The 18,359-nt window shown below is 60.0% G+C and carries 26 protein-coding genes; 18 read left to right on the top strand and 8 right to left on the bottom strand.

The window, feature by feature from the left end; translation table 11 throughout:
- The coding region (locus tag OCW50_RS27000; protein WP_262299723.1) for a hypothetical protein at positions 1–587 on the bottom strand (587 nt) is incomplete at its 3' end.
- Between the two features lie 214 nt (positions 588–801).
- On the opposite strand from OCW50_RS27000, the gene OCW50_RS26995 reads away from it, so the two are divergent.
- Entirely contained in the window at positions 802–1,017 is a 216-nt protein-coding gene (locus OCW50_RS26995; protein ID WP_262299722.1) for a hypothetical protein, read from the top strand.
- 785 nt (positions 1,018–1,802) lie between these two features.
- Here the strand turns inward: OCW50_RS26995 and OCW50_RS26990 are convergent.
- The 7 genes from OCW50_RS26990 to OCW50_RS26960 all read right to left on the bottom strand — a co-directional run bounded on the left by OCW50_RS26990 (position 1,803) and on the right by OCW50_RS26960 (position 4,461).
- Positions 1,803–2,105, bottom strand: coding sequence for a hypothetical protein (locus OCW50_RS26990; RefSeq protein ID WP_262299721.1), 303 nt, complete (start codon positions 2,103–2,105; stop codon positions 1,803–1,805).
- 214 nt (positions 2,106–2,319) lie between these two features.
- Positions 2,320–2,643 carry a hypothetical protein gene (locus OCW50_RS26985; RefSeq protein ID WP_262299720.1) on the bottom strand — a complete coding sequence of 108 codons (324 nt, stop codon included), beginning with the start codon at positions 2,641–2,643 and terminating at the stop codon, positions 2,320–2,322.
- A 143-nt stretch (positions 2,644–2,786) separates the two neighbouring features.
- On the bottom strand, positions 2,787–2,966 hold the full coding sequence (locus OCW50_RS26980; RefSeq protein WP_262299719.1) for a hypothetical protein: 180 nt from the start codon (positions 2,964–2,966) through the stop codon (positions 2,787–2,789).
- A 241-nt stretch (positions 2,967–3,207) separates the two neighbouring features.
- Positions 3,208–3,474: a hypothetical protein gene (locus OCW50_RS26975; protein WP_262299718.1), complete on the bottom strand. Its 267-nt coding sequence runs from the start codon at positions 3,472–3,474 to the stop codon at positions 3,208–3,210.
- Positions 3,475–3,784: 310 nt separating this feature from the next.
- Entirely contained in the window at positions 3,785–3,997 is a 213-nt protein-coding gene (locus OCW50_RS26970) for a hypothetical protein (protein ID WP_262299717.1), read from the bottom strand.
- On the bottom strand, positions 3,997–4,176 hold the full coding sequence (locus tag OCW50_RS26965) for a hypothetical protein (RefSeq protein ID WP_262299716.1): 180 nt from the start codon (positions 4,174–4,176) through the stop codon (positions 3,997–3,999). The genes OCW50_RS26970 and OCW50_RS26965 overlap by 1 nt, the downstream gene beginning before the upstream one ends.
- 12 nt (positions 4,177–4,188) lie before the next feature.
- Complete coding sequence (locus OCW50_RS26960) at positions 4,189–4,461, bottom strand: hypothetical protein (RefSeq protein WP_262299715.1); 273 nt, start codon at positions 4,459–4,461, stop codon at positions 4,189–4,191.
- 121 nt (positions 4,462–4,582) lie between these two features.
- On the opposite strand from OCW50_RS26960, the gene OCW50_RS26955 reads away from it, so the two are divergent.
- The 17 genes from OCW50_RS26955 to OCW50_RS26875 all read left to right on the top strand — a co-directional run bounded on the left by OCW50_RS26955 (position 4,583) and on the right by OCW50_RS26875 (position 18,300).
- Positions 4,583–4,840 carry a helix-turn-helix domain-containing protein gene (locus OCW50_RS26955; RefSeq protein WP_262299714.1) on the top strand — a complete coding sequence of 86 codons (258 nt, stop codon included), beginning with the start codon at positions 4,583–4,585 and terminating at the stop codon, positions 4,838–4,840.
- 491 nt (positions 4,841–5,331) lie between these two features.
- Entirely contained in the window at positions 5,332–6,069 is a 738-nt protein-coding gene (locus tag OCW50_RS26950; protein ID WP_262299713.1) for a hypothetical protein, read from the top strand.
- Between the two features lie 82 nt (positions 6,070–6,151).
- Complete coding sequence (locus OCW50_RS26945) at positions 6,152–6,379, top strand: helix-turn-helix transcriptional regulator (RefSeq protein WP_262299712.1); 228 nt, start codon at positions 6,152–6,154, stop codon at positions 6,377–6,379.
- A gap of 83 nt (positions 6,380–6,462) precedes the next feature.
- The gene (locus OCW50_RS26940) at positions 6,463–6,861 is read left to right on the top strand and encodes a hypothetical protein (protein WP_262299711.1); all 399 of its coding nucleotides are present in this window, start codon (positions 6,463–6,465) and stop codon (positions 6,859–6,861) included.
- Positions 6,854–7,120, top strand: a complete 267-nt coding sequence (locus OCW50_RS26935; RefSeq protein ID WP_262299710.1) for a hypothetical protein — start codon at positions 6,854–6,856, stop codon at positions 7,118–7,120. Before OCW50_RS26940 ends, OCW50_RS26935 begins: the two co-directional genes overlap by 8 nt.
- Positions 7,113–7,502, top strand: coding sequence for a hypothetical protein (locus OCW50_RS26930; protein ID WP_262299709.1), 390 nt, complete (start codon positions 7,113–7,115; stop codon positions 7,500–7,502). Before OCW50_RS26935 ends, OCW50_RS26930 begins: the two co-directional genes overlap by 8 nt.
- Positions 7,499–7,732 (top strand): hypothetical protein, encoded by a 234-nt coding sequence (locus OCW50_RS26925; protein ID WP_262299708.1) that lies wholly within the window; start codon positions 7,499–7,501, stop codon positions 7,730–7,732. The genes OCW50_RS26930 and OCW50_RS26925 overlap by 4 nt, the downstream gene beginning before the upstream one ends.
- Positions 7,729–9,522, top strand: coding sequence for a DUF927 domain-containing protein (locus OCW50_RS26920; RefSeq protein ID WP_262299707.1), 1,794 nt, complete (start codon positions 7,729–7,731; stop codon positions 9,520–9,522). Before OCW50_RS26925 ends, OCW50_RS26920 begins: the two co-directional genes overlap by 4 nt.
- Before the next feature lie 211 nt (positions 9,523–9,733).
- Positions 9,734–10,057, top strand: a complete 324-nt coding sequence (locus OCW50_RS26915) for a hypothetical protein (protein WP_262299706.1) — start codon at positions 9,734–9,736, stop codon at positions 10,055–10,057.
- 135 nt (positions 10,058–10,192) lie between these two features.
- Positions 10,193–10,417, top strand: coding sequence for a hypothetical protein (locus OCW50_RS26910; protein ID WP_262299705.1), 225 nt, complete (start codon positions 10,193–10,195; stop codon positions 10,415–10,417).
- Positions 10,418–10,455: 38 nt separating this feature from the next.
- Positions 10,456–10,692 (top strand): hypothetical protein, encoded by a 237-nt coding sequence (locus tag OCW50_RS26905; RefSeq protein WP_262299704.1) that lies wholly within the window; start codon positions 10,456–10,458, stop codon positions 10,690–10,692.
- A gap of 2 nt (positions 10,693–10,694) precedes the next feature.
- Positions 10,695–11,435: a hypothetical protein gene (locus OCW50_RS26900; RefSeq protein ID WP_262299703.1), complete on the top strand. Its 741-nt coding sequence runs from the start codon at positions 10,695–10,697 to the stop codon at positions 11,433–11,435.
- Positions 11,425–12,414, top strand: coding sequence for a hypothetical protein (locus OCW50_RS26895; protein ID WP_262299702.1), 990 nt, complete (start codon positions 11,425–11,427; stop codon positions 12,412–12,414). Before OCW50_RS26900 ends, OCW50_RS26895 begins: the two co-directional genes overlap by 11 nt.
- Before the next feature lie 12 nt (positions 12,415–12,426).
- Positions 12,427–13,617 carry a hypothetical protein gene (locus tag OCW50_RS26890; RefSeq protein WP_262299701.1) on the top strand — a complete coding sequence of 397 codons (1,191 nt, stop codon included), beginning with the start codon at positions 12,427–12,429 and terminating at the stop codon, positions 13,615–13,617.
- An 8-nt stretch (positions 13,618–13,625) separates the two neighbouring features.
- Complete coding sequence (locus OCW50_RS26885) at positions 13,626–17,012, top strand: hypothetical protein (RefSeq protein ID WP_262299700.1); 3,387 nt, start codon at positions 13,626–13,628, stop codon at positions 17,010–17,012.
- Between the two features lie 14 nt (positions 17,013–17,026).
- Entirely contained in the window at positions 17,027–17,884 is an 858-nt protein-coding gene (locus OCW50_RS26880; RefSeq protein ID WP_262299699.1) for a hypothetical protein, read from the top strand.
- A gap of 11 nt (positions 17,885–17,895) precedes the next feature.
- Complete coding sequence (locus tag OCW50_RS26875; RefSeq protein ID WP_262299698.1) at positions 17,896–18,300, top strand: hypothetical protein; 405 nt, start codon at positions 17,896–17,898, stop codon at positions 18,298–18,300.
- Positions 18,301–18,359 lie beyond the last annotated feature (59 nt).

Here is an 18,359-nt window from a genome sequence, read left to right as displayed (position 1 = left end):
TCGAGCAGGGCAGCAGAGTCTCCAGCGCCGGGAGTGTTCGTCAGTGTCAGGTAACTGCTACGCTCGGTGCTGACAGTGGTGTTGGCGTCAAGCGAAACGGTTAGCGCAAGGCGCCCAGCAGAGTCGATTGAAACAGCCGCAATCTGACCGATCCAGTTCTGCACGTCCGGGCTAGGAAATGCATCGCACAGGAGTTTCTCACGATCGAACCGGGCTGACTCATTAACCATGTCCTCCCGCCCGCTAGGAGCATACTTGGCGCGTGCTTTGTGACAGATTTCCAAAAATTCCTGTTGGTCGACCGGCACGTTCAGCCGCTCTTTCGAGCTTTGGGGCTGTGACGCAAGTTCCTGGTGGAAAGCAGCCATCAACGAGGCACCGTCAAAGACGCGCCCTGATAGTACAGGATCAAGCACGTCACTTGGCGGGTTCGCGTCGCTTGCGAGTGCACAACCTATGAAGCCCACGAGAGCGAGGGCAGCGCCCTGCCGCCGGGAGTGGACATGCAGAACGCTTAAAGGGATCAGAACAGACAGCAGCCCGGTGATGAGGGCGAGTATCGACGCTGAAGCAACGCAGTTCCACATGCCGATGTCCTGTGAGCATGTTCGTGTCGGTACTGTAAGGTTCTTATGTCTCTATCCAAAGGAGACCCGGCCGCCAATACCACTGCATGATGACCCCCATGGCGGGAATAGATCTGGGACTCCGACCGTTATCGTAACTTGTGCTGGTGAAAGTACGTGGCGGTATGACAGTGGTGCTGAAGACAGCAGCAGGTTGGGGGACGTCTATCAAACTATGAAAACCGCAGCAGAATACAGCAAACACGCTGAAGAGTGTCGGGTACTCGCCAAGCAGGTGCCTGAGGGGGAACAGCGCAATCAGCTTCTGGAGATGGCCAAAACCTGGGATACCTTGTCCGCAGAGCGGGAAAGATTGGTCCGAAACCGCTCCGAACTCGACAGCGCGGAAGAGTCGAGCAAGGCCCGCATGTCCTCGATCCGCCAGTCATAGGACAGGCTCATACTGTTTCTGAGCTAAACCTTTAGGAATATCTCCTCGACCCGTTTGCTCCGTTGTGGAGCGGCCAGAACAGTTTAGCTTCCGAAATGTGGCAAAGCCCCCTTCAGCCACGAACGCCCCGGCCGGAGGTATAGGACACCCTCTGGCTGGGGCGTTTTTGCGCCCGCCGACTTCGCACGTAAACCTGCCCAGCAATTAGCATAAGCCTCAGTATGGAAAGGTGAGTAAGGCGCTGGGCGTTGGTGGACATTGTCTCCGATGCCCAAAGCCCCATGGTTATGTCCGAGCCATCCCCAGCGAACAAGGCGGCTGAGTATCGACAGCAGGCCGAGAGCATCCGGGCCATCGCTCGGCAAATCTCATTACTCGACACCAAGAGGCAACTCCTTGACGCTGCTCAGCATCTGGAGGTGCTGGTAGAGGAGGAGGAGCGCAGGGCCAAGTACGCAGCCGCTCAGTTGAAGCCCAAGCCGGACGTGTAATTCTGCATAGCGCGCCGAATTAAACAGCAAGCGACCGTAACATAGTTTAAGGCAACCTTGGGCCAATCGCTCCATGCTTCAGGCCATGAGCAGATTAGAGGCCAATCGGAACTGGACACATCTACGCCGGCGCGCGGCGCGGCAAAGCCTCAGGCTGACCAAGCAAACGATCCGGGAAGCTGAGCGCGTGATCGAGGAAAGTCGTAAACTGCTCGACCAACCAGTCTACCCCTATGATCCCCGCACTGCCCCCAAGCCCGATAAGTAAGGCCGAAAAGTTCTCGATGCCGCCCGTTATGGGCTTATTTGTCTGACATAGAACCGCAGCATCCGCTCATAGGCCTCAGTCAGGCGCCGGCCGGCATCCCCCCGCTTGTCTTCCCTGCCATTTCTCGAGAATGGAAGCGCCGGGCCGGGCAGGGTGGCGGTCAAGCTCCACGCCCATGTGCCCGCTAGTGGCCCATGAGGCTCCTGATGAACGTTGCCGATGTAGGTGTGCCAGCGGCTGCCGCTCTCCCGATCCGGCTTGTCCTCGTCGAAACAGGTCCAGCTCGTCTCAAGCCAGGTATCGTCGGGCCAGGCCTCAGAGGTTTTCATCCAATAGATGCTAGGCATACCGCGCTACTTACGGGGACGGCCCGAAGCGTCAATGGTGACGTGCTGTCCGGAAATCGGGTCGAGAATGGTCATGGCAGCCTCTCTTGTGCAGGCGCATGAACAACGCCGAACGTCCGTTTGCGGATCATTCTAACTCCCGTTGTGGTTACGGGACTCTTACCGACACGTGTGCTCGAACACAAAGAGCAGTCCGTCAGGGAACAGGCCGCATTTCCATATCGGGATAGTTGTTATCCCATCGAGCCGCCCCGGTTTTCAGGTCGATTTCCATAGTGAACCGACGCGGAGCTGTTTCCGGAGCACCGCCGCACTTGCCGCCGTGCTTCTCCCGAACAGTGACCGTTGCCACTGTCTTCGTAGCTTCTTCCAGCACCAGGGACGAACAAGCCAACTCCGCCCGTGAAAGAAGGCGATGCTGGGTGATGATGCGGAATGCCTTCTGGAGGATGACGTCCTCTTCGGCCGCGAAGGCGGCGAGAGGAATGAGGCACACAAGGATAGAGGCGAGTACTCTCACTCAGGCTCCCCAATGACCACGCGATGCAGAAGCCCCGCTCGGGGTAGAGCCGAACGGGGCTTCCTGCTGCCTCAGCCTGAGACGTACTCCAGGCTGAGTTCTGTATAGCGACAGGGAATTAACGGCCCGTTGCCCTGTCATCCTTATTGAGACATGGCGTAAAGGGCAGCTGCATGGGTTGGGTAGCCTTCCCGCAGAAGTGTCCGCATGTCCTCCAGTTCGTTGTGCGGCGGGTTCTCTTGTGCCTCGAGGGCGCGGATTGCCAGGAAGAGGGCGAGAGCCGTTATCCAGGCTTCACGGGGACGAATGAGGTTGCGTGTCATGCTGCGAGCCTCCCGGCTGCGGGTGCCGGCCGAAACCACGGCTCCACAAGGTTGATCGAGGGTTCCTCGTGGCCGTCGGGCTCGGGATCTCCGTTGTCCTCCAGGTCTGCATCCCCGTCGATTGCGTCGAGGATGTCTATGGCCTGTTGGATCAGGCTTTCGGCATAGAATCGCCACTTCCGATACTGTGCAGATGTCACGGCAATGCTCCTGCATGAGACGTGCGATGTAGGTGCCGAGATCAGGCGGACCTATCCGGGTTGGGATTAAGGGCGTCAGGACGAGGCCACACGAAATCATCTGGCAGACTCAGGCCCAGGCTGGTCTCCAGTTCTTCCATGAGAGTCTTGAGACGCTTCAGGGAGTGCGTGACGTGCCCGAGGTGCTCCTTGATGATGACGAGCCGGATCTCCCGCTCACGGCGGACATTCCAGCCGCGTGGACGGCGAGGGGCGGGGGCTACTTGGGTGCCGTCGACAGCGACAAGGCGAAGGTGAGAGGTACGCATGTGATGTCTCCTATGAAATGCTGATGAGGAAGCAGGCGAGGCAGAGGAAGGCGGTGCCCGTCAGGACGCGGGCGGCCAGCGAGAGGGTGTGCAGGGTCGTTGCCATTCCAGGGGCTCCAGAGGCTGGGGCAGGGATGCGAGGCGGTAGGTTTGAGACGCGCTTACGGAAGCGGCGGCGCTTGAGCCATTCGAGCCATGGCTAACCAGTAACGGCAGCAGCTCTTGTAGTGGTCCGCTTCGTTCGGGCAGGCCTTCACTAGGATCCGAGCTTGCCGGGCACAGTGCAGGAAGGTGAAGAATTCTCGGGCCATCAGTGCGCCCTCACCTGCGAAATGGTGCGGCGAGCAAGGATGCCGATGTCATCGACTAGAGCGTCATCCAGGCGTCCCGTCTCGTGGTACTCGGCCACGAGGTCGGCAATCTCCTTCAAGGCATCCAGTGCGCAGGACAATTCAAAGCTCTTGTCCTGCAAGGACTCCGATATGGCTCCCGCGGGGAACAGGTTCTGCTTCACGGTGCCCATTATGCGGTCTCCACAATGCGAGAGGCTGCCTTGCGGACGAGGATCTCACGGGCTTTGGCCTTCTCGATCCAGGCACCCTTGGAGCGCTTCACCGCCACCCCAAACCAGACGTGAGCCAAGTCGCGGTTGCCCGTCTCGCGGACGCGGAAGAAGCGGTTGTCAGAGGTCTCGATAATCATAGGGGATCCTCCTCAGTGAGCGGCAAAGGCGCGTTGGGCTTTGGCGGTGCGCCAAATGTTCTTGAGAGCGGCGCCGACGAGCTGGGACCAGGGTGCCCTGGATCCCTTGGCCTTCTGAGCACGGGCGGAGGCTATTGCAGCCTTCATGATGGCCGAGCGGTCATAGGAGCCAGCGACCGCGAAGGGTACGGCAGCAGCTTCCTTGGCGATCCGGTCGAGGCGGGCAGCCTCCAACGAACGGGCAGCGAGGAAACCAGGGACTGGCTTGGCGCGGCCATTGCGCATATCGCACATCGCAGCGGACCAATCGATTTTGCGGTGGGTTGCCATCGTCTGAAGCCTTGTCGTTTCATCCAATGTCAGATAAATTATCTCATCTAATCACTAGGTCAAGATAAATTATCTAATGTCAGATAAAATATATGAACTAAGGGCAGATCAATGTCGTGCGGCCCGTGCTCTTTTAGGGTGGAGCCGAGATGAGCTGGCAAAGCGCAGCAAAGTATCGAATGCTACATTGGCAGACTTTGAGGCGGGTAAGCGCACCCCCTACGACCGAACCCTCGCAGACATCCAGAAGGCTCTCGAGGAAGCCGGCATACAGTTCATTCCAGAGAACGGCGGGGGTGCTGGCGTGCGCTTCAAGGATCGGTCAGGTGATTAGCGCCATGAGGCTCCTTGCCGCTCTTCTGCTAGCACTCGCATCAGTCCCTGCTGAAGCCCAGGATCGCGTGGCCTTGCCTCTCAGATCGTACGGTGGCCTGTCTCCTGATCGCTTCTTCGCAGAATGCAAGCCGCTCTGGGATCTGCTGAATGGAACTAACGGCCTTGCGAACGAAGTGGATCAACGGATTGCTTCTGCCTGCATGGCATATGTGCAAACTGCGTTGTGGGTTGCTTGCAGGCGGACTGATGTGCCTCTCTACGAGGCGTTGGTCACATTTGACAACGCTCTGAAGACATCGGCTGCTCGGACAAGCCTGCGAACAGACGACTTCTTACTTGGCGAGCTGCAGAAGACTAATCAATGCAGGCGGCCCAATCAGGCAGGCTAGCCTTGATCAAGACTGGGTACAGGTGTGACGGCCATCCGAAAACCCGCCCGCACCTGGCAGTTATGTGTTACCTTTCCGGCCGTGAGAACATGTAAAGGCAATGTATACTCCTCCGAAGCTCCCGAGTTCGACAGTTCTTGCTGCGCTTGATTGGCAGGATACGCCCGAGTTCTGGAACTCGCTTAAAAGCCATGCGAGTGAGATGAACCAAAGCCAACGCCAAACTCTGGTCGAGATCGTTCAAGCTTATGTCCGTGAGTGCGAGTTTGAGCAGAATGCTACCTCTGTTGCCGAGGCGGAAAAGCGATTGCGAGAGATCGAAAAAGCCGCAGAGCCATTCTGGCGAGTGCTCGACTGTGCGGGCAAGGATATCGGCCGCGAGGCCATGCACCATGTTGAGGGATTGCTGAATGATTATTTCGAAGACCGCCTCGACTTGGATCCGCCGATCCGACTTCATCACTTGTCGCAGATAATGTTGACCTTCATGGAAGGTTGTGACTCAGCCAGAAGACAATTGGAGGCACTGAAGCGGCAGGAGCCCCATTTCAAGCAGAACACCGCATGGCGCTTATTATTCATTGGCCCGCTTGCAGGATTCTGGGAGGTAACCCTCAAACGTGGTCGCATTAAGATCCGCAAAGACACTGACAAGATGAAGCCAGATGTAACGGATCCCCCTTTCGTTACTTTTGTCAAAGAGGTCGAACGCGCATTACCAGAACAATTCCGTCGAAAATCCAATAGTACAGCAGCCTACAGAGACCTTGTCTCAGATGCTGTGTCTACCTGGCGAGTTAGTTCGGGGGGCAAGCCCACCGAAATTGATGGCGCTTAAACCCCGCTCATATCTCCTGTAGTCGCCTACTGTTGCTCCTATCAACCCAGTTTGGTTTGGGTTGTTCAGGAGTAGCATCACAATGTCAACGCAGGCTTTCTCACCACTCCGCAAGAAACTCGACACCCCACAGGCCGCCGAATACCTTGGCCTCGGCAAGTCCACCCTCGATAAGCTTCGGGCGGCAGGCGGTGGTCCCACCTTTATCAAGATTGGCAAGCGCGTGGTCTACGACCCTACGGACCTTGACGCTTGGTTTGCTGCCCACAAGCGCACCAGCATTACCGAAAGCACCGCGACCGCCGCGTGATCCACCCACCCATTGCGGGCCTCACGTGGACAAAAGAAGAGCCCCGACACAGGGGCTGCGCGGGGCTCAGAAAAGTATTTGCTATGACAATCAATACACTATCGCGCTCTCAGCGCAACGAAAATTCGCGTCTTCCTGACCTCGGCCACAGGCCTCGTATCCACACCGTCCCCGAGGAATTCGGACGTCCTGGATCTGCACTCGCTCGGGCTCGGAATGCAGGCATTATCGACAATCGAGAATTCAAGGCGGGTCAACGCATGGCGGCTCTCTGGCAGGCTGCCGGTGGCATAGAACAGCAAGCCCGCCTCTCTGCTGGCCGCTCCCTTCTCGCCCTCGGGGAAAACGTCGCGTTGGCGGTCGTTTCGGTCTGTCGCGACAACTGCGGTGTCGGCAACCCGCAGCGTGCCACTCTCCTGAAGCAAGGTCTCTCCAAGCTGGCGTCTCACTTCGCTCTGACGGGAGACTTCGTCAATGTCTGAGGATTTCGACGTCCCCAACTTTGCGCCAGCCGAACCACTGATGTTCCAGAAGTGGGCCGAGCGCCTTCATTTGGCGCTCCGAGAGGCTGACATCGTCAGGCGCTTCGCAACTGAGACTGGTCACACTTGGAACCCGCCCTCTTCACTTCTCGACACATCGATCGATGAAGCGGTCGGCGCGGCATCGGCATACATGAAGGCATTCGTGCCGTGGTTCAATGTGAACATCTGGAGCGACATGGGAGGCGATCATGCCTGACATGGCCATCATTGCCCCAAAGCTCTCCAGGCTCATTCCCATGCTCGCTACGGACCATGACGGCGAGGTTATCGCTGCCGTGCGGGCAATCGACCGCACACTCAAAAGTGCTGGCATGGACTTCCACAACCTTGTGGAAGCTCTGTGTTATCGGCAGCCCTCCAGCATCCCAGTTTCGGCAGCGGCCCCTGAGCCACACCCGAGATCCCTGCTGGATATCGCTAACTGGTGCCGAACCCATGCCGCCGGGCGCCTCACTTCAACCGAGCGCAAGTTCGTCTGCGACATGGTTGAGCGACTGAGCCAAGGCAGGCAGATCTCCCAGAAGCAGGAGAACTGGCTTCGAAACATCTACTACTGGAACTGCGGGGATGTGCCATGAGCAGTGCCTCTTTCTCTCAGGGCGCTCCTCATGGATCGCCCTGGGCCTATCGGGAGTTCATCGAAGAGACTCTCAACATGGCCCGCATCCAGGCAGAACTAGGCGTCACCTACGCATCCATCGGGGATGATGCCGGCCTTGAATACACTGTGCGTCGGCTGGTGGCCTACACGCGCGCCGCACTCACAACCCTCAATGATCTCCGCACGACCAAGGAGCAGCGCCTTTGAACGCTCTCGACAACGATCCCTTTGCTGATGAGATGGAGCGCCTTGGAGCGGCTGCCTCAGAGCCCGAGATGTCGCACCAATTTAACCCAATCAAATGGCCTCAAGGCTATGTTCTTGACCACAAAGGCATGTGGTTCGACCCTGGAGAGGACAAACCGCGCATTCGCCTGTCCGGGCCTTTCACGGTCCTCGGCTTAGCCCGCGATCCGAACGGCGAAGGGTGGTCCATTGCCTTGGAGTGGTATGACCGGGACAGGATCCGGCACCGCCACTTTCTGCCGCTGGCGGATCTGATCGGCGACGGGACGGAGGTCCTAAAGCCTTTGGCGGCTGGTGGGCTGGAGCTGTCTCCTCATTCAGACCGACTGAAGAAGCTGAAGGCAGCTCTCGTTGGCGTAAGCTGTGGATCAAGGGTCCGGCTCGTCCGGCGTAGCGGCTGGTACAATGACGTGTTCGTTCTGCCTCACGCTACTCTTGGACAAGCGGCCGGGGAAAGCGTGGTCTACGACGGAAAGGCTGATGCTGCTCGGTATGGTGAGAATGGCACCCTAGGTGATTGGATCAAGCAGGTGGCGGCGCCGGCTGCGGGCAACTCTCGTCTCGTGTTAGCTCTCTCAACTGCCTTTGCCGGTCCACTGGCTGATCTACTCAATGATGAGGGCGGCGGTGTTCATCTTGTCGGCGGGTCATCCCTTGGCAAGAGCACGGCTCTCGTAATCGCTGGAAGCGTCTGGGGTGGCGGTGGGCGCGGCGGCTTTACCCAGACGTGGAGAGCTACCGGAAACGCCTTAGAGGCCATTGCTCGGGCTCATTCAGGCACGCTCCTTGCTTTGGATGAGTTGGGGGAATTGGATGCTCGGGAGGCAGGCTCAACCGCCTACTTGCTGGTCAACGGGCAAGGCAAGGCTCGAGGCACCCGTGACGGCGACGCTAGGGTGCGTTCTGAGTGGCGCGTCATGCTTCTGTCGTCCGGTGAGATCGGCCTCGGCGACAAGATTGCAGAGACGGGCAAACGGGCTAAGGCCGGTCAGCTCATCCGTCTGGTCGACGTGCCTGCGGACGCTGGGAAGGGCTTTGGGCTGTTCGAGAACACAAAAGGGTATGGCCCGGCTCAGTTCTCGAAAGTCATTAAGTCCGCCGCGCTCGAATTCTACGGCACGGCAGGGCAGGCCTTCGTGAAAAAGCTGGCGGAAAATCCGGGTGCGGTCTTGGACAAGGCCAGGGATCGGATCGCAGAAATCCAGAAAAAGCTTCTCGACGGCGCTGGGGAAACTGGCGGTCAGTTGTTCCGGGTTGCACACCGGTTCGCCCTGATCGCGACGGCTGGAGAGTTGGCAACGTACGCTCTTGGCCTGCCATGGGCCGAGATCGAGGCTGAACGGGCAGCTGCTGTCTGCTTCGACGCCTGGCGCTCTACACTCGGCGGGGATGGCCCGGGTGAATTGGTAGCGGCCATCGATGCCCTGCGGTCCGCTGTCGAGAAACATGGTGAGAGCCGCTTCCGGCTCCTGCACGACATGTCCCAGGACGTTCCTTTGAGCGGGCAGGGTGTGCGCGACCTCATCGGCTACCGCTTCAAGCGGGGAGATGACCTGTATTGGGGCTTTACCCCAACCGGATGGAAAGAAGCCCTTGCCGGAGTTGCGGACTCTAAGGGCATTGCGGCGATGCTGGCGGAGCGAGGCGCACTTCTAGTCACCCCATCAGACCGCGCCAACCGCTACGTCCAGAAGATCGATGGGCGTTCGGTCGCTACCTACGCTGTCCGGGCTACGGCGTTGAGCTATTGAGGGCCCAACCATGAGATCTCCTCTCAGGCCGCAACTTGATACATTCAAGGCATACCTCATAGCTCGGGCTGGTCAGAAATCGCGTGTAACCGATGTAACCAGTGTAACCTCAACAAGATCAGCCACTTGCCAGTTACAAGACTCTGTAACCTGTGTAACCGAGGTCGCCAGCGATATCCTGGCGTGTTCGGATCTGGACGAGAGGCAAGCCATGGCGGAGATAGAAGGGGGCGTGCCTCCCCTCTACTCGGCTGGATTTGCCAAACTACAGTTGACGCCACCTGCTGATCTTTCGGTTCCTCAATGGCTCCAAGCCGTCGATGATGCAGGGCGCTTCCTTGATGTCTTCGGACAGCAAGCACACGCCATGGGCTGGCAGGCAGATGATCTCTTCCATTCTGATGGGCTCGTCCGAACGCTCCGAGGCGCGCGTGTCATCACTCTCACCTCAACGACTGCGTCGCTGTCCGATGGCCGCACCTTTGAACGCAGGAACGCGAAGATATCAGAAAATATTTTTGCCCGAACCGCTTAAACAACCTCCCTCTTTAATACTACTGGATATTGAGGGAAATACTAGCCATCTACAGGAGACTACAGGCAATAACTACTTGAAATATTTGACTTTTTCCGGCTTGTTGCTACAATGAAGCCACGAAAGGTTGGAGAAATGCCGCAACATACTTCCTACTCTGAAGTGATCCGGTTTCGCGCACCGGACGGGTTCGGCGAAGCAATCGCAGAAGCTGCCGCACGCGACATCACCACCACATCCGAATTTGTCAGACGCGCCCTTGTTGAGCGCCTTCGATCGCTTGGCATCGACCCGACCAAAATGAATGGTCGCGATAATAGCCGACATGAGGACATCACGGCTTACATCTCGGTCGCCTAGCAATGGAGACGGGGGGACACGGATCGGCAACCTTGAGCTTGGCTAAAGTACATCCGGGGGACCAGACCCGCACGGCTGCCATCGTCGACCTGGAGCAGGCACAGGCCTTCCTTGGTCTCGTCCTTTCCCAGATGCGGAATGCCCCGGGGAACTCCGAGGCTCTCAACTACGCCCTTCGGGGATTCCACCATCACGCGACGGGCGCCCTGAGCCTTCTGAAGGAATACGGGAACACGGCCCGTCTTGATGCGATGCCGGCAGAGGGGAACGCCTGATCATGGTGCAGCCCCTCTCCAATTCGTTTCAACAGAGGTTCGACCAGATCCACGCATTCGCCCTCACTGACGAGGGTCTGCGTGAACTCGCCGATGCCGTAGGACCGGACGTCCTCGAGCACATCAGGCAGGCCCGTGAGTGCTTGGACCTCATCATCCAGTCGTGGGAACATGGCCGGACCGATGGGTTGTCGATCCACGGTTATCTCCTTCAACACCAGGAGCACATGCGGCAGTCCTTGGAGATAGCCGAGAGCTACACCGCCCTTGTGGCCAATGCCTTTCGTGTCACCCAGGGGGATGCAGAGCAGGAAGTCACTTCCGCAGTTCCTGAGACGCCCTGGCTCTTCAGCATCCCTCTTGAACGTACCATGCAGGAAGTCGGGCTTTGGATGCCTCACTTCCAGACCTTTGCGAAACGCCGCAATTCGCAAGCCATCCTCGAGGCCATTCAGGCCGGGGATGTGCAGATCCACCTCGTCCTGGACCGGGGCGACGTCGTGGCAGCCATCGGAACCCGCGTGTTCGATCACGAACGTGGACGCATTGGCGAACTGATGTGGTGGGGCGGCAAGTCTATCCCAGCCACGCAAGCGGTCCTCCCAGAACTCTTCCAACTCCTCGGGGAGCAAGGCTGCTCCCGCCTCGTCGCAACAGGCCGCGAGGGCCTGACGCGCATCCTTGAGCCGCACGGCTTCAAGCGCACACAGATTACTTTGGAGAAGATTTTCAATGTCCGATAATTGGTTTGGTGGCGGCGGCAAAGGTAAGCCCGCGACCTCCACGCAGTCCCCGTGGGAGCCTACACAGCAGCCCCTCAAGGACATCATGGGGACTGCTGGCAACTTGTATAACCAGTACAAGAACAAGTCGACGCTTGCTCCGCTCAACTCCTACACGAAGGATGCTCTGAACCAGACGCGTTCGCTTGCTGCCCAGGGCGTTCCGAACCTCGACGCAGCCTATGGCGCTCAGTCGTCCCTGCTCAGCAATGGCGGCATGACGTCGGGCATGAACCAGGCGGCCGGCATCCTTGGGGGCATTGCCTCGAGCGGCGGCATGTCCCCGGAGCTGCAAGAGGCGGCCGGGTACCTGAAGAACTTCGCCAACGGCAGCTATCAGGAAGACCCTCGCCTCCTCAGTGTCGTTAATGCAGAGCGCGAGAAGGCGTTGAATGCTGCCTCCACGCGGTTGGGCGGCGGCAAGTACGGCTCGAATGCCATTGGCGCAGGCTTCGCCAATGCGGCGTCGCAGGCGACCGACCGCTTGATGTTAGAGAGCAACGAAAACGGCAGGAACAGGCAACTGCAATCCGCCGGCATCCTCGGGAACATGTACTCGGATGCGGCCAATCGTGGCCTGTCGGCTGCTGGTGCGATGGGTTCGCTCTACTCGCAGGGCGCCGACAACATGATGGGTGCGATGTCGATGACGGGCGCCCTGAACAATCTCCGGTACGACCCCGCCAGCCGCCTGGCGAGCGTCGGCGACTACTATCAGCAGCGGGATCAGGCCAAGTACGACGCGAAGTTCGACCGTCTCTCGCAGCTCTCCAACTTCATCAACCCGATTGCCGGCATGGGCAAGACCACGACCGCCACGAAGGCCACGCCGTCCGCGGCTCAAGGCATCTTGGGTGGTGCAATGGCCGGCAACAGCCTGCTGGGTCCTTGGGGCGCCTTAGGAGGTGGAATCCTCGGTGGCCTCGGTGCGTTCTCGTAAGGAGGCCAGGACATGAGCGGTGGAATTCTTGGCGGGATCTTCGGCGATATGGGATCCGGGGGCTTCGGGATCCTGAGTAGCACTCCCGGGGCAGTGACGACGGGAGTGCCGTCCCCGCAGTATGGGTCGGGCATCCTCGGGGGCCTGAACCGCATGGCGGACCAAAACCCCTATGCGCAGTTGCAGATGGCGGCCGCCCTCCTCGATGGCGAGGGCTGGGGCGGTGGCATTAAGGGCTTCGCAGAAGGCGCCCAGCAGGATAACGCGTTGCGCATCCAGCGACAGAGGCAGGCGGAGCTCGAACAGAAGCGCGTCGGGTATCAGAAGTTCGCCGAGGAAATCGGTCATCCGGAACTCGCCAACATGCCGGACGTCCTCGACTCCCTGGCGCTCGACAAATACAAGCGCCGCGAGCGGACCGAATGGGACCGCCTCACGCAGGGTCTGTCCCCTGAGGAGTTGCAGAAGGCCAAGCGTTACAAGCTCGGCCTCGAGACTAAGCCTGCCACGACCGACGACATGGTCGAATTCGAGTTGGCGAAGCGTGATCCGGAATTCGCGAAGTTCCTGCGTGAGAAGAAGGGTGCTCCCAACGCACCGTCGGGTTATGCCTATGGCCCTGACGGCAAGCTGGCGCCAATCCCCGGCGGCCCGCAGGATCCGGACAGGGACATCAACGAACCTCTTCCCGCTGAAATCGCCGGCCGCTTCGGTCTGGCGAACGAGTATTTCAAGCGCTTCGGCGGCATCGAGTCGGATCTGAAATCGCAGGATCCGAAGATTACGGGCCCCATCGATGGCCTTGGCTTCGGTAAGAGCGGCTCTCTCCAGCGCGACATGAAGATTGGCTCTGAGGCTCTCGTCCGCATGTTGACGGGTGCTGGCCGTTCGGAGTCGGAAGCGCGGGAAGAGGCCAACCAGTACCTGGTGCAGCAGGGCGACAACGCCGCCACTGTGCTGGACAAGCAGTATCGCCTTCGGGCGGCTCTCCGGAGCGCCCAGCGTGAAGCTCTCACGGGACGCCGCTCCAAGCGCCAAGTCGACACTGATTATCCCGAGTTCGAGTCCCCGACGTTCGAGGAAGTGCAGAAGCGGGTTTACTCCGGGGCACGGAAGCCCGTCGGCCAGAACCGTGCATCGGTCACGGCCCAACAGGCTGCCAGCGGCAAGACGTCCTCGGGCGTCACCTGGTCGGCACGGTGAGGTGAAGCATGACAACCCTCACCATCGGCAATCGGGAAGTTGAAGTCAGCGACGACTTCCTGAAGCTCTCTCCGGAACAGCAGAACGCAACCGTGGAGGAAATCGCGCAGTCACTCGGGGTTACGGGTGATGACGCAGGATCCGATACGGCTGAAGCACCCGAACTCACGGCCGGACGCGCCGCAGGCCTTACGGGTCGTGCGGGTGTGCAGGCCGTCCCCGGGGCAATCGCTGGCCTTCCGGCTCTCGCCTACGACGGAACGATTGGCTTCCTCGAGAACATGACGCGCCAGGCCTACAACGTCGGCGCCCGTGCTCTCGGAGCACAGGAGGTTCCCTACCGCGATCCATTCAAGATGACCAATGCCGTCTCATCGCTGGGCGAGGCCGGGGCTGATGCTCTCGGCCTGCCGAAGCCGGAGACGGAGGGCGAACGGATTGCGGTTGCCGGCGGACAGACTGCCCTCGAGGCACTGTCCGGGGCGGGTCTCGCCAAGGTCGGCGCGAAGACCGTCGAAGGCGGGACGAGACGGGTTTTCACGGAACTGGCGGACGCTCCCTTCACACAGGCTGCCATTGGTGGTCTTGCGGGGACTGGTGCCCAGACGGCCGTTGAGAACGACGTCAACCCGCTCCTCGGAACCGTCGGGGGCTTGGCTCTCGGCGTCACCGGGGCTGCTGTCCCCACGTTGGCACGGCAGGGCTTCCAGTCGGCGACCAATGCGCTGGATCAGGCCCTCCTGCGGTCTCCTGAGGCACAGGCAAGGGCCGCGAGGGCTCGCATCTTCGGTGCGGCCTCGGATCCTGATGCAGCCTTGCGGGAACTCGAGGAAGGCGCCGGGGCTGAACTCGTCCCGGGGTCGAGGCCCACCACGTTCCAGGCGACCGGGGACATGGGGCTTGGTTCCCTCGAGCGGGAATTGCAGACCAACAACCCCGAGGTTTTCGCACAGCGTCGTGCCGACCAGAACTCAGCCCGCCTGGAGTCCTTGCGTTCAGTCCAGGGCGAAGGGAGTTCGGAGGATATCGTCACCTTCCTGAAGGGACAGTTGGACGAAATCGACCGCGTCACGGGCGACTACGAGGCTAAAGCACGGGCGGCTGCGGAAGAGGCGACTGACGCCATCCGTTTCAGTGAGGACGCCGACGGCATTGGCAATTCAATCCGCGGTGCCATGAAGGAGGCCGAGGACGAAGCCCGCAGGCGGGAAAAGTCCCTCTGGGAAGCCGTAGATCCTGACGGCTCTCTGACCGTTCCTACACAGGGGGCACGTGAGGCTGCACATCGCGTCTATGGGAATATGACCCGAGCGGCTGAAATTGGCCTCACCCCTGAAGAGAGGAGCATTCGGGAACTCATCGGTTCATACGGGCCTGTCGAGGCGTTCCGTGAACTCAATGACCTTGCCTCGCAGATCAAGGCAGCGATGCGAGCGGAACTGAGTTCGCCCGGCCGCGGACGGACACCAGCCTATGCCCGCCTGGCTCAATTGAACGAGGCTCTTCGCTCTGCTATTACTAAATCAGCAGCGGAGCGGATCTCGACTGATCCTGCTATCGGCAGCAAATTCGCGCAATGGGCCAATGAGTGGGCAGACGCCACAGGGCGAAACGCTAGCGAAGGTAATGGAGCGGTTCGAGCCGTACGACAGGGCGGCGTTCCTGGCGTGGGTCGAGAAGAAGGCCCGTTCTCTCGCGGATCTGGAAGCCCTACGCGAAATCAAGGCGTACAAAACGAAGCGGGACTCCGAGCGGAAATAGACCGCCTTCGGGACGAGCGGTCTCGTGCCTTCGATCAGGCAGTAGCAGCCCAGCAGCGTGGCGACACGGCAGCCTTTGAGGCGGCCAAGGCTCGCGTTCAGGAACTTGATGGGCCTATCAACGACCTGACGTCCCAGATCCCCGTTAAGAGTACCCGCGCCAATCACACAACCGGCACCTTCGATGATGAGCCGAAGGGTAACTCCGCGGCCGTCTCAAGACAATTGCAGAAGGAACTCCAAGGGGCTGGGGTCCGTCCGGAGGAAATCAGCCCTCAAGCGTTCAATGATGCCGTCGAGCGGCTCGCCCGGAGCGAAGAAGCAGATGCCATCACGGCGTATGAGCGGGCTGTCATGTCCCTCGAGGACGAAGGCCCTGTAGGGGCGACCTATGCCCCGCGTGCGGGTCGGTCGGCTGGCTCTCTCCTGGATGGCTTCAACGAGGATCCGGAGGCCGGCAAGCGGTACGACGCCGCAACCAAGGCGACACGGGAACGCGTCGGCACGTTCAACAAGGGCTATGCTGGTCAGATCCTGCGCAAGGAAGGCGACAAGGACACCTTCCGCATGGGTCCGGGGTCTGTGACCAAGAATGCCTTCATGCCCGGCGCTACGGGCGGCGAGAGGGTCAAGGCTCTGGTGAAGGCTGGGGCCAAGCACTCCGATATCGCAGAGGCGGCCGCTCTGTCCCTGTCCAAGCACATCAAGGACGGCGTTCTGGATCCGAAGGGCTTCCAACGGTGGCGGCAGCAGTACCAAGCCGCTTTGCAGGAACTGCCTCCTGACGTGCGGGCACGGTTCGCCAATGCCTCTCTGGCATCAGAAACCCTTAATCAGGTCGCGGCGCTCCGGAAGGCGAAACTCGATGCCTTCAACAAGTCGGTCCTCGGCAGGCTCGCTAAGGTCGATACTGCGGATCTCCCTGGGGCAATCGGTCGGATCCTGAACGGGGCTGATGCCAACAAGCAGATGGCTCAACTCGTGGCGGCCGCCAACAAGAACCCGAATGCCAAGGAAGGGCTGCGCCGGGCCGTGGCCGAGTATGTCCAGGAGCGGTTCATCTCCAACAAGGAGGTCGGCGCCTCCGGAGAGAACGCCATCAGGGCGGATGCCTTCCAAGGATTCATCCGGTCGAAGAAGGGGGCTCTGACCCTCGTCTTCGGACAGGAGCATGTTCTGAGGCTCCAGGCCATTGCGGACGACATCAAGCGGTCGGAGCGGTCCCTTCAGGCTGTTCGGACTCCTGGCAACTCCAACACGGCACAAGACATCGGCGCAGCTCTCGACAAACATGCTGAGAAGGCGGGCAAGTCCAGCCTGTTCTCTCAGATCCTCGTGGCTGCTGGCGGCGGTGCCCTCATTGGGGACTTCACGGGCGCCGCGGTGGGTGCTGCGGGCGCCGGCCTGAAGGGAGTCCTTGGCTCCATGCGGGCGGCTGGTCTCAAGAAAGTCGACGACCTAGTCCTCGAGATGATGCTGGACCCGCAGTTGGCAAAGGCTGCCCTCCTCAAGGCTCCGGTATCGAGCAAGGCGGCTCAACGGGTTCTCCGTCAAAGCCTCGAACGGATCGGCAAGAGTGCAGCCACAGGTGCTGGGTATGCGGCGCCGTCATCCAATAACCAACCAATTCAGTGATCAAGGGGCCAGTTATGGCGAGTATCAGAGACTACAACACGACAGCCGACAGCAACACGGACATCGCCCCCGAGGGTATGGCGCCGTCAGCGGTCAACAACGCTATTCGCGCGGTGCAGGGTGAACTTGCGAAATATCTGAAAGACGATGGTGGTTCGCTCTCTGCGGGGGGCTCTTCCAACGCTTACACTATCACATTGAGCACGGCGCCCACCTCCTTGGTTGATGGTCTGAACTTCTCCTTCACGGCGAACCACACCAACACGGGCGCCGCCACGCTGGTGACCACTCCTGCCGGCGGTGGTGCCTTCGCATCAAAAAGCATTCGGAGGTTCGTCAACAACGCAGAGGTTGCTCTGGCGCCGGGGGACATAGTCTCGGGCGGACGGTACAGTGTGCAGTACGAGGCGGCGGCCAACGGCGGCTCAGGTGCGTACATCCTGCTCAATCCGTCAGGAACCGGCTCGACCTTGTTCGGAGCCGAAGGCGGGACGGAGCCGGCTGTCACGGCGGGGGGCATTGGCTCCGCCGCGGCAGGCTTGCAGGTGTCGTTTACGGCGACGGCCCCCAATCTCGTGCTGAACGCGGGATGTCACTACGAGAAGACCTCCGGGGCCTCCGAAACGGAAGTTTATTCTTTCATCCGCCTGATTGCGACGACGGGCGGCACAACGGTTGCGCAGAGTCAGGTCCAGTACAGCCGCCTCGACACGCGGGTGGCTCGTGGCATCGGCAATGCCAACATGGGCCTAGTCGTCACTGGCCTGAGCGTGGGCACACAGTACACGGTTCGCCTGTACTTCTACCAATCAAACGGCAGTACGGCGGTTGCTCCTCGTGGGCAATGGGTTACTGGCCAGAACATCGGCTAACGGGGCGCTCTATGTTTCAAATCATTCGCGACGAAAACAACATCATTCGGACCATTGTTCAGTCGAACGACCTTCAGCCTGGAGCCGTCGAAGTTTCTCAGGCCGTGTATGACCAAGCCGCCGGTAAGGTTGGACGCGCTCGGCTGGTGGATGCTGAGGTAGTCGACCTTCCCGCTGAGCCGGTTCCGTCTTTCTCTGCCCGCACCTACAAAGCGGATATCTGGCGTGAGGCAACTGACGCAGAGGCGGTCACGATCGACGCTCAAATCAACGCCCAGCCAGTTCGCCTTCGCAACCTGTTCCGGGATTGCGACTTCCTGGACCATGCGGACCCTTACTTCATCCAATTGAAGGCCGGCTTCGTGGCTCAGTTTGGACCTGACCGAGCGGCTGAGCTCCTGGCCCCAAGCGCATAGAGGGACGCGATGAACAGCACCCGCTCCCAATTGCAGGCGGATCAAGACAGCTTTGTGCG

This window comes from Microvirga sesbaniae, from assembly GCF_025460805.1.
Lineage (GTDB): Bacteria > Pseudomonadota > Alphaproteobacteria > Rhizobiales > Beijerinckiaceae > Microvirga > Microvirga sesbaniae.
The sequence above is the reverse complement of the archived record's forward strand: the minus strand, read 5'-3'. Positions and strand labels throughout refer to the sequence as shown.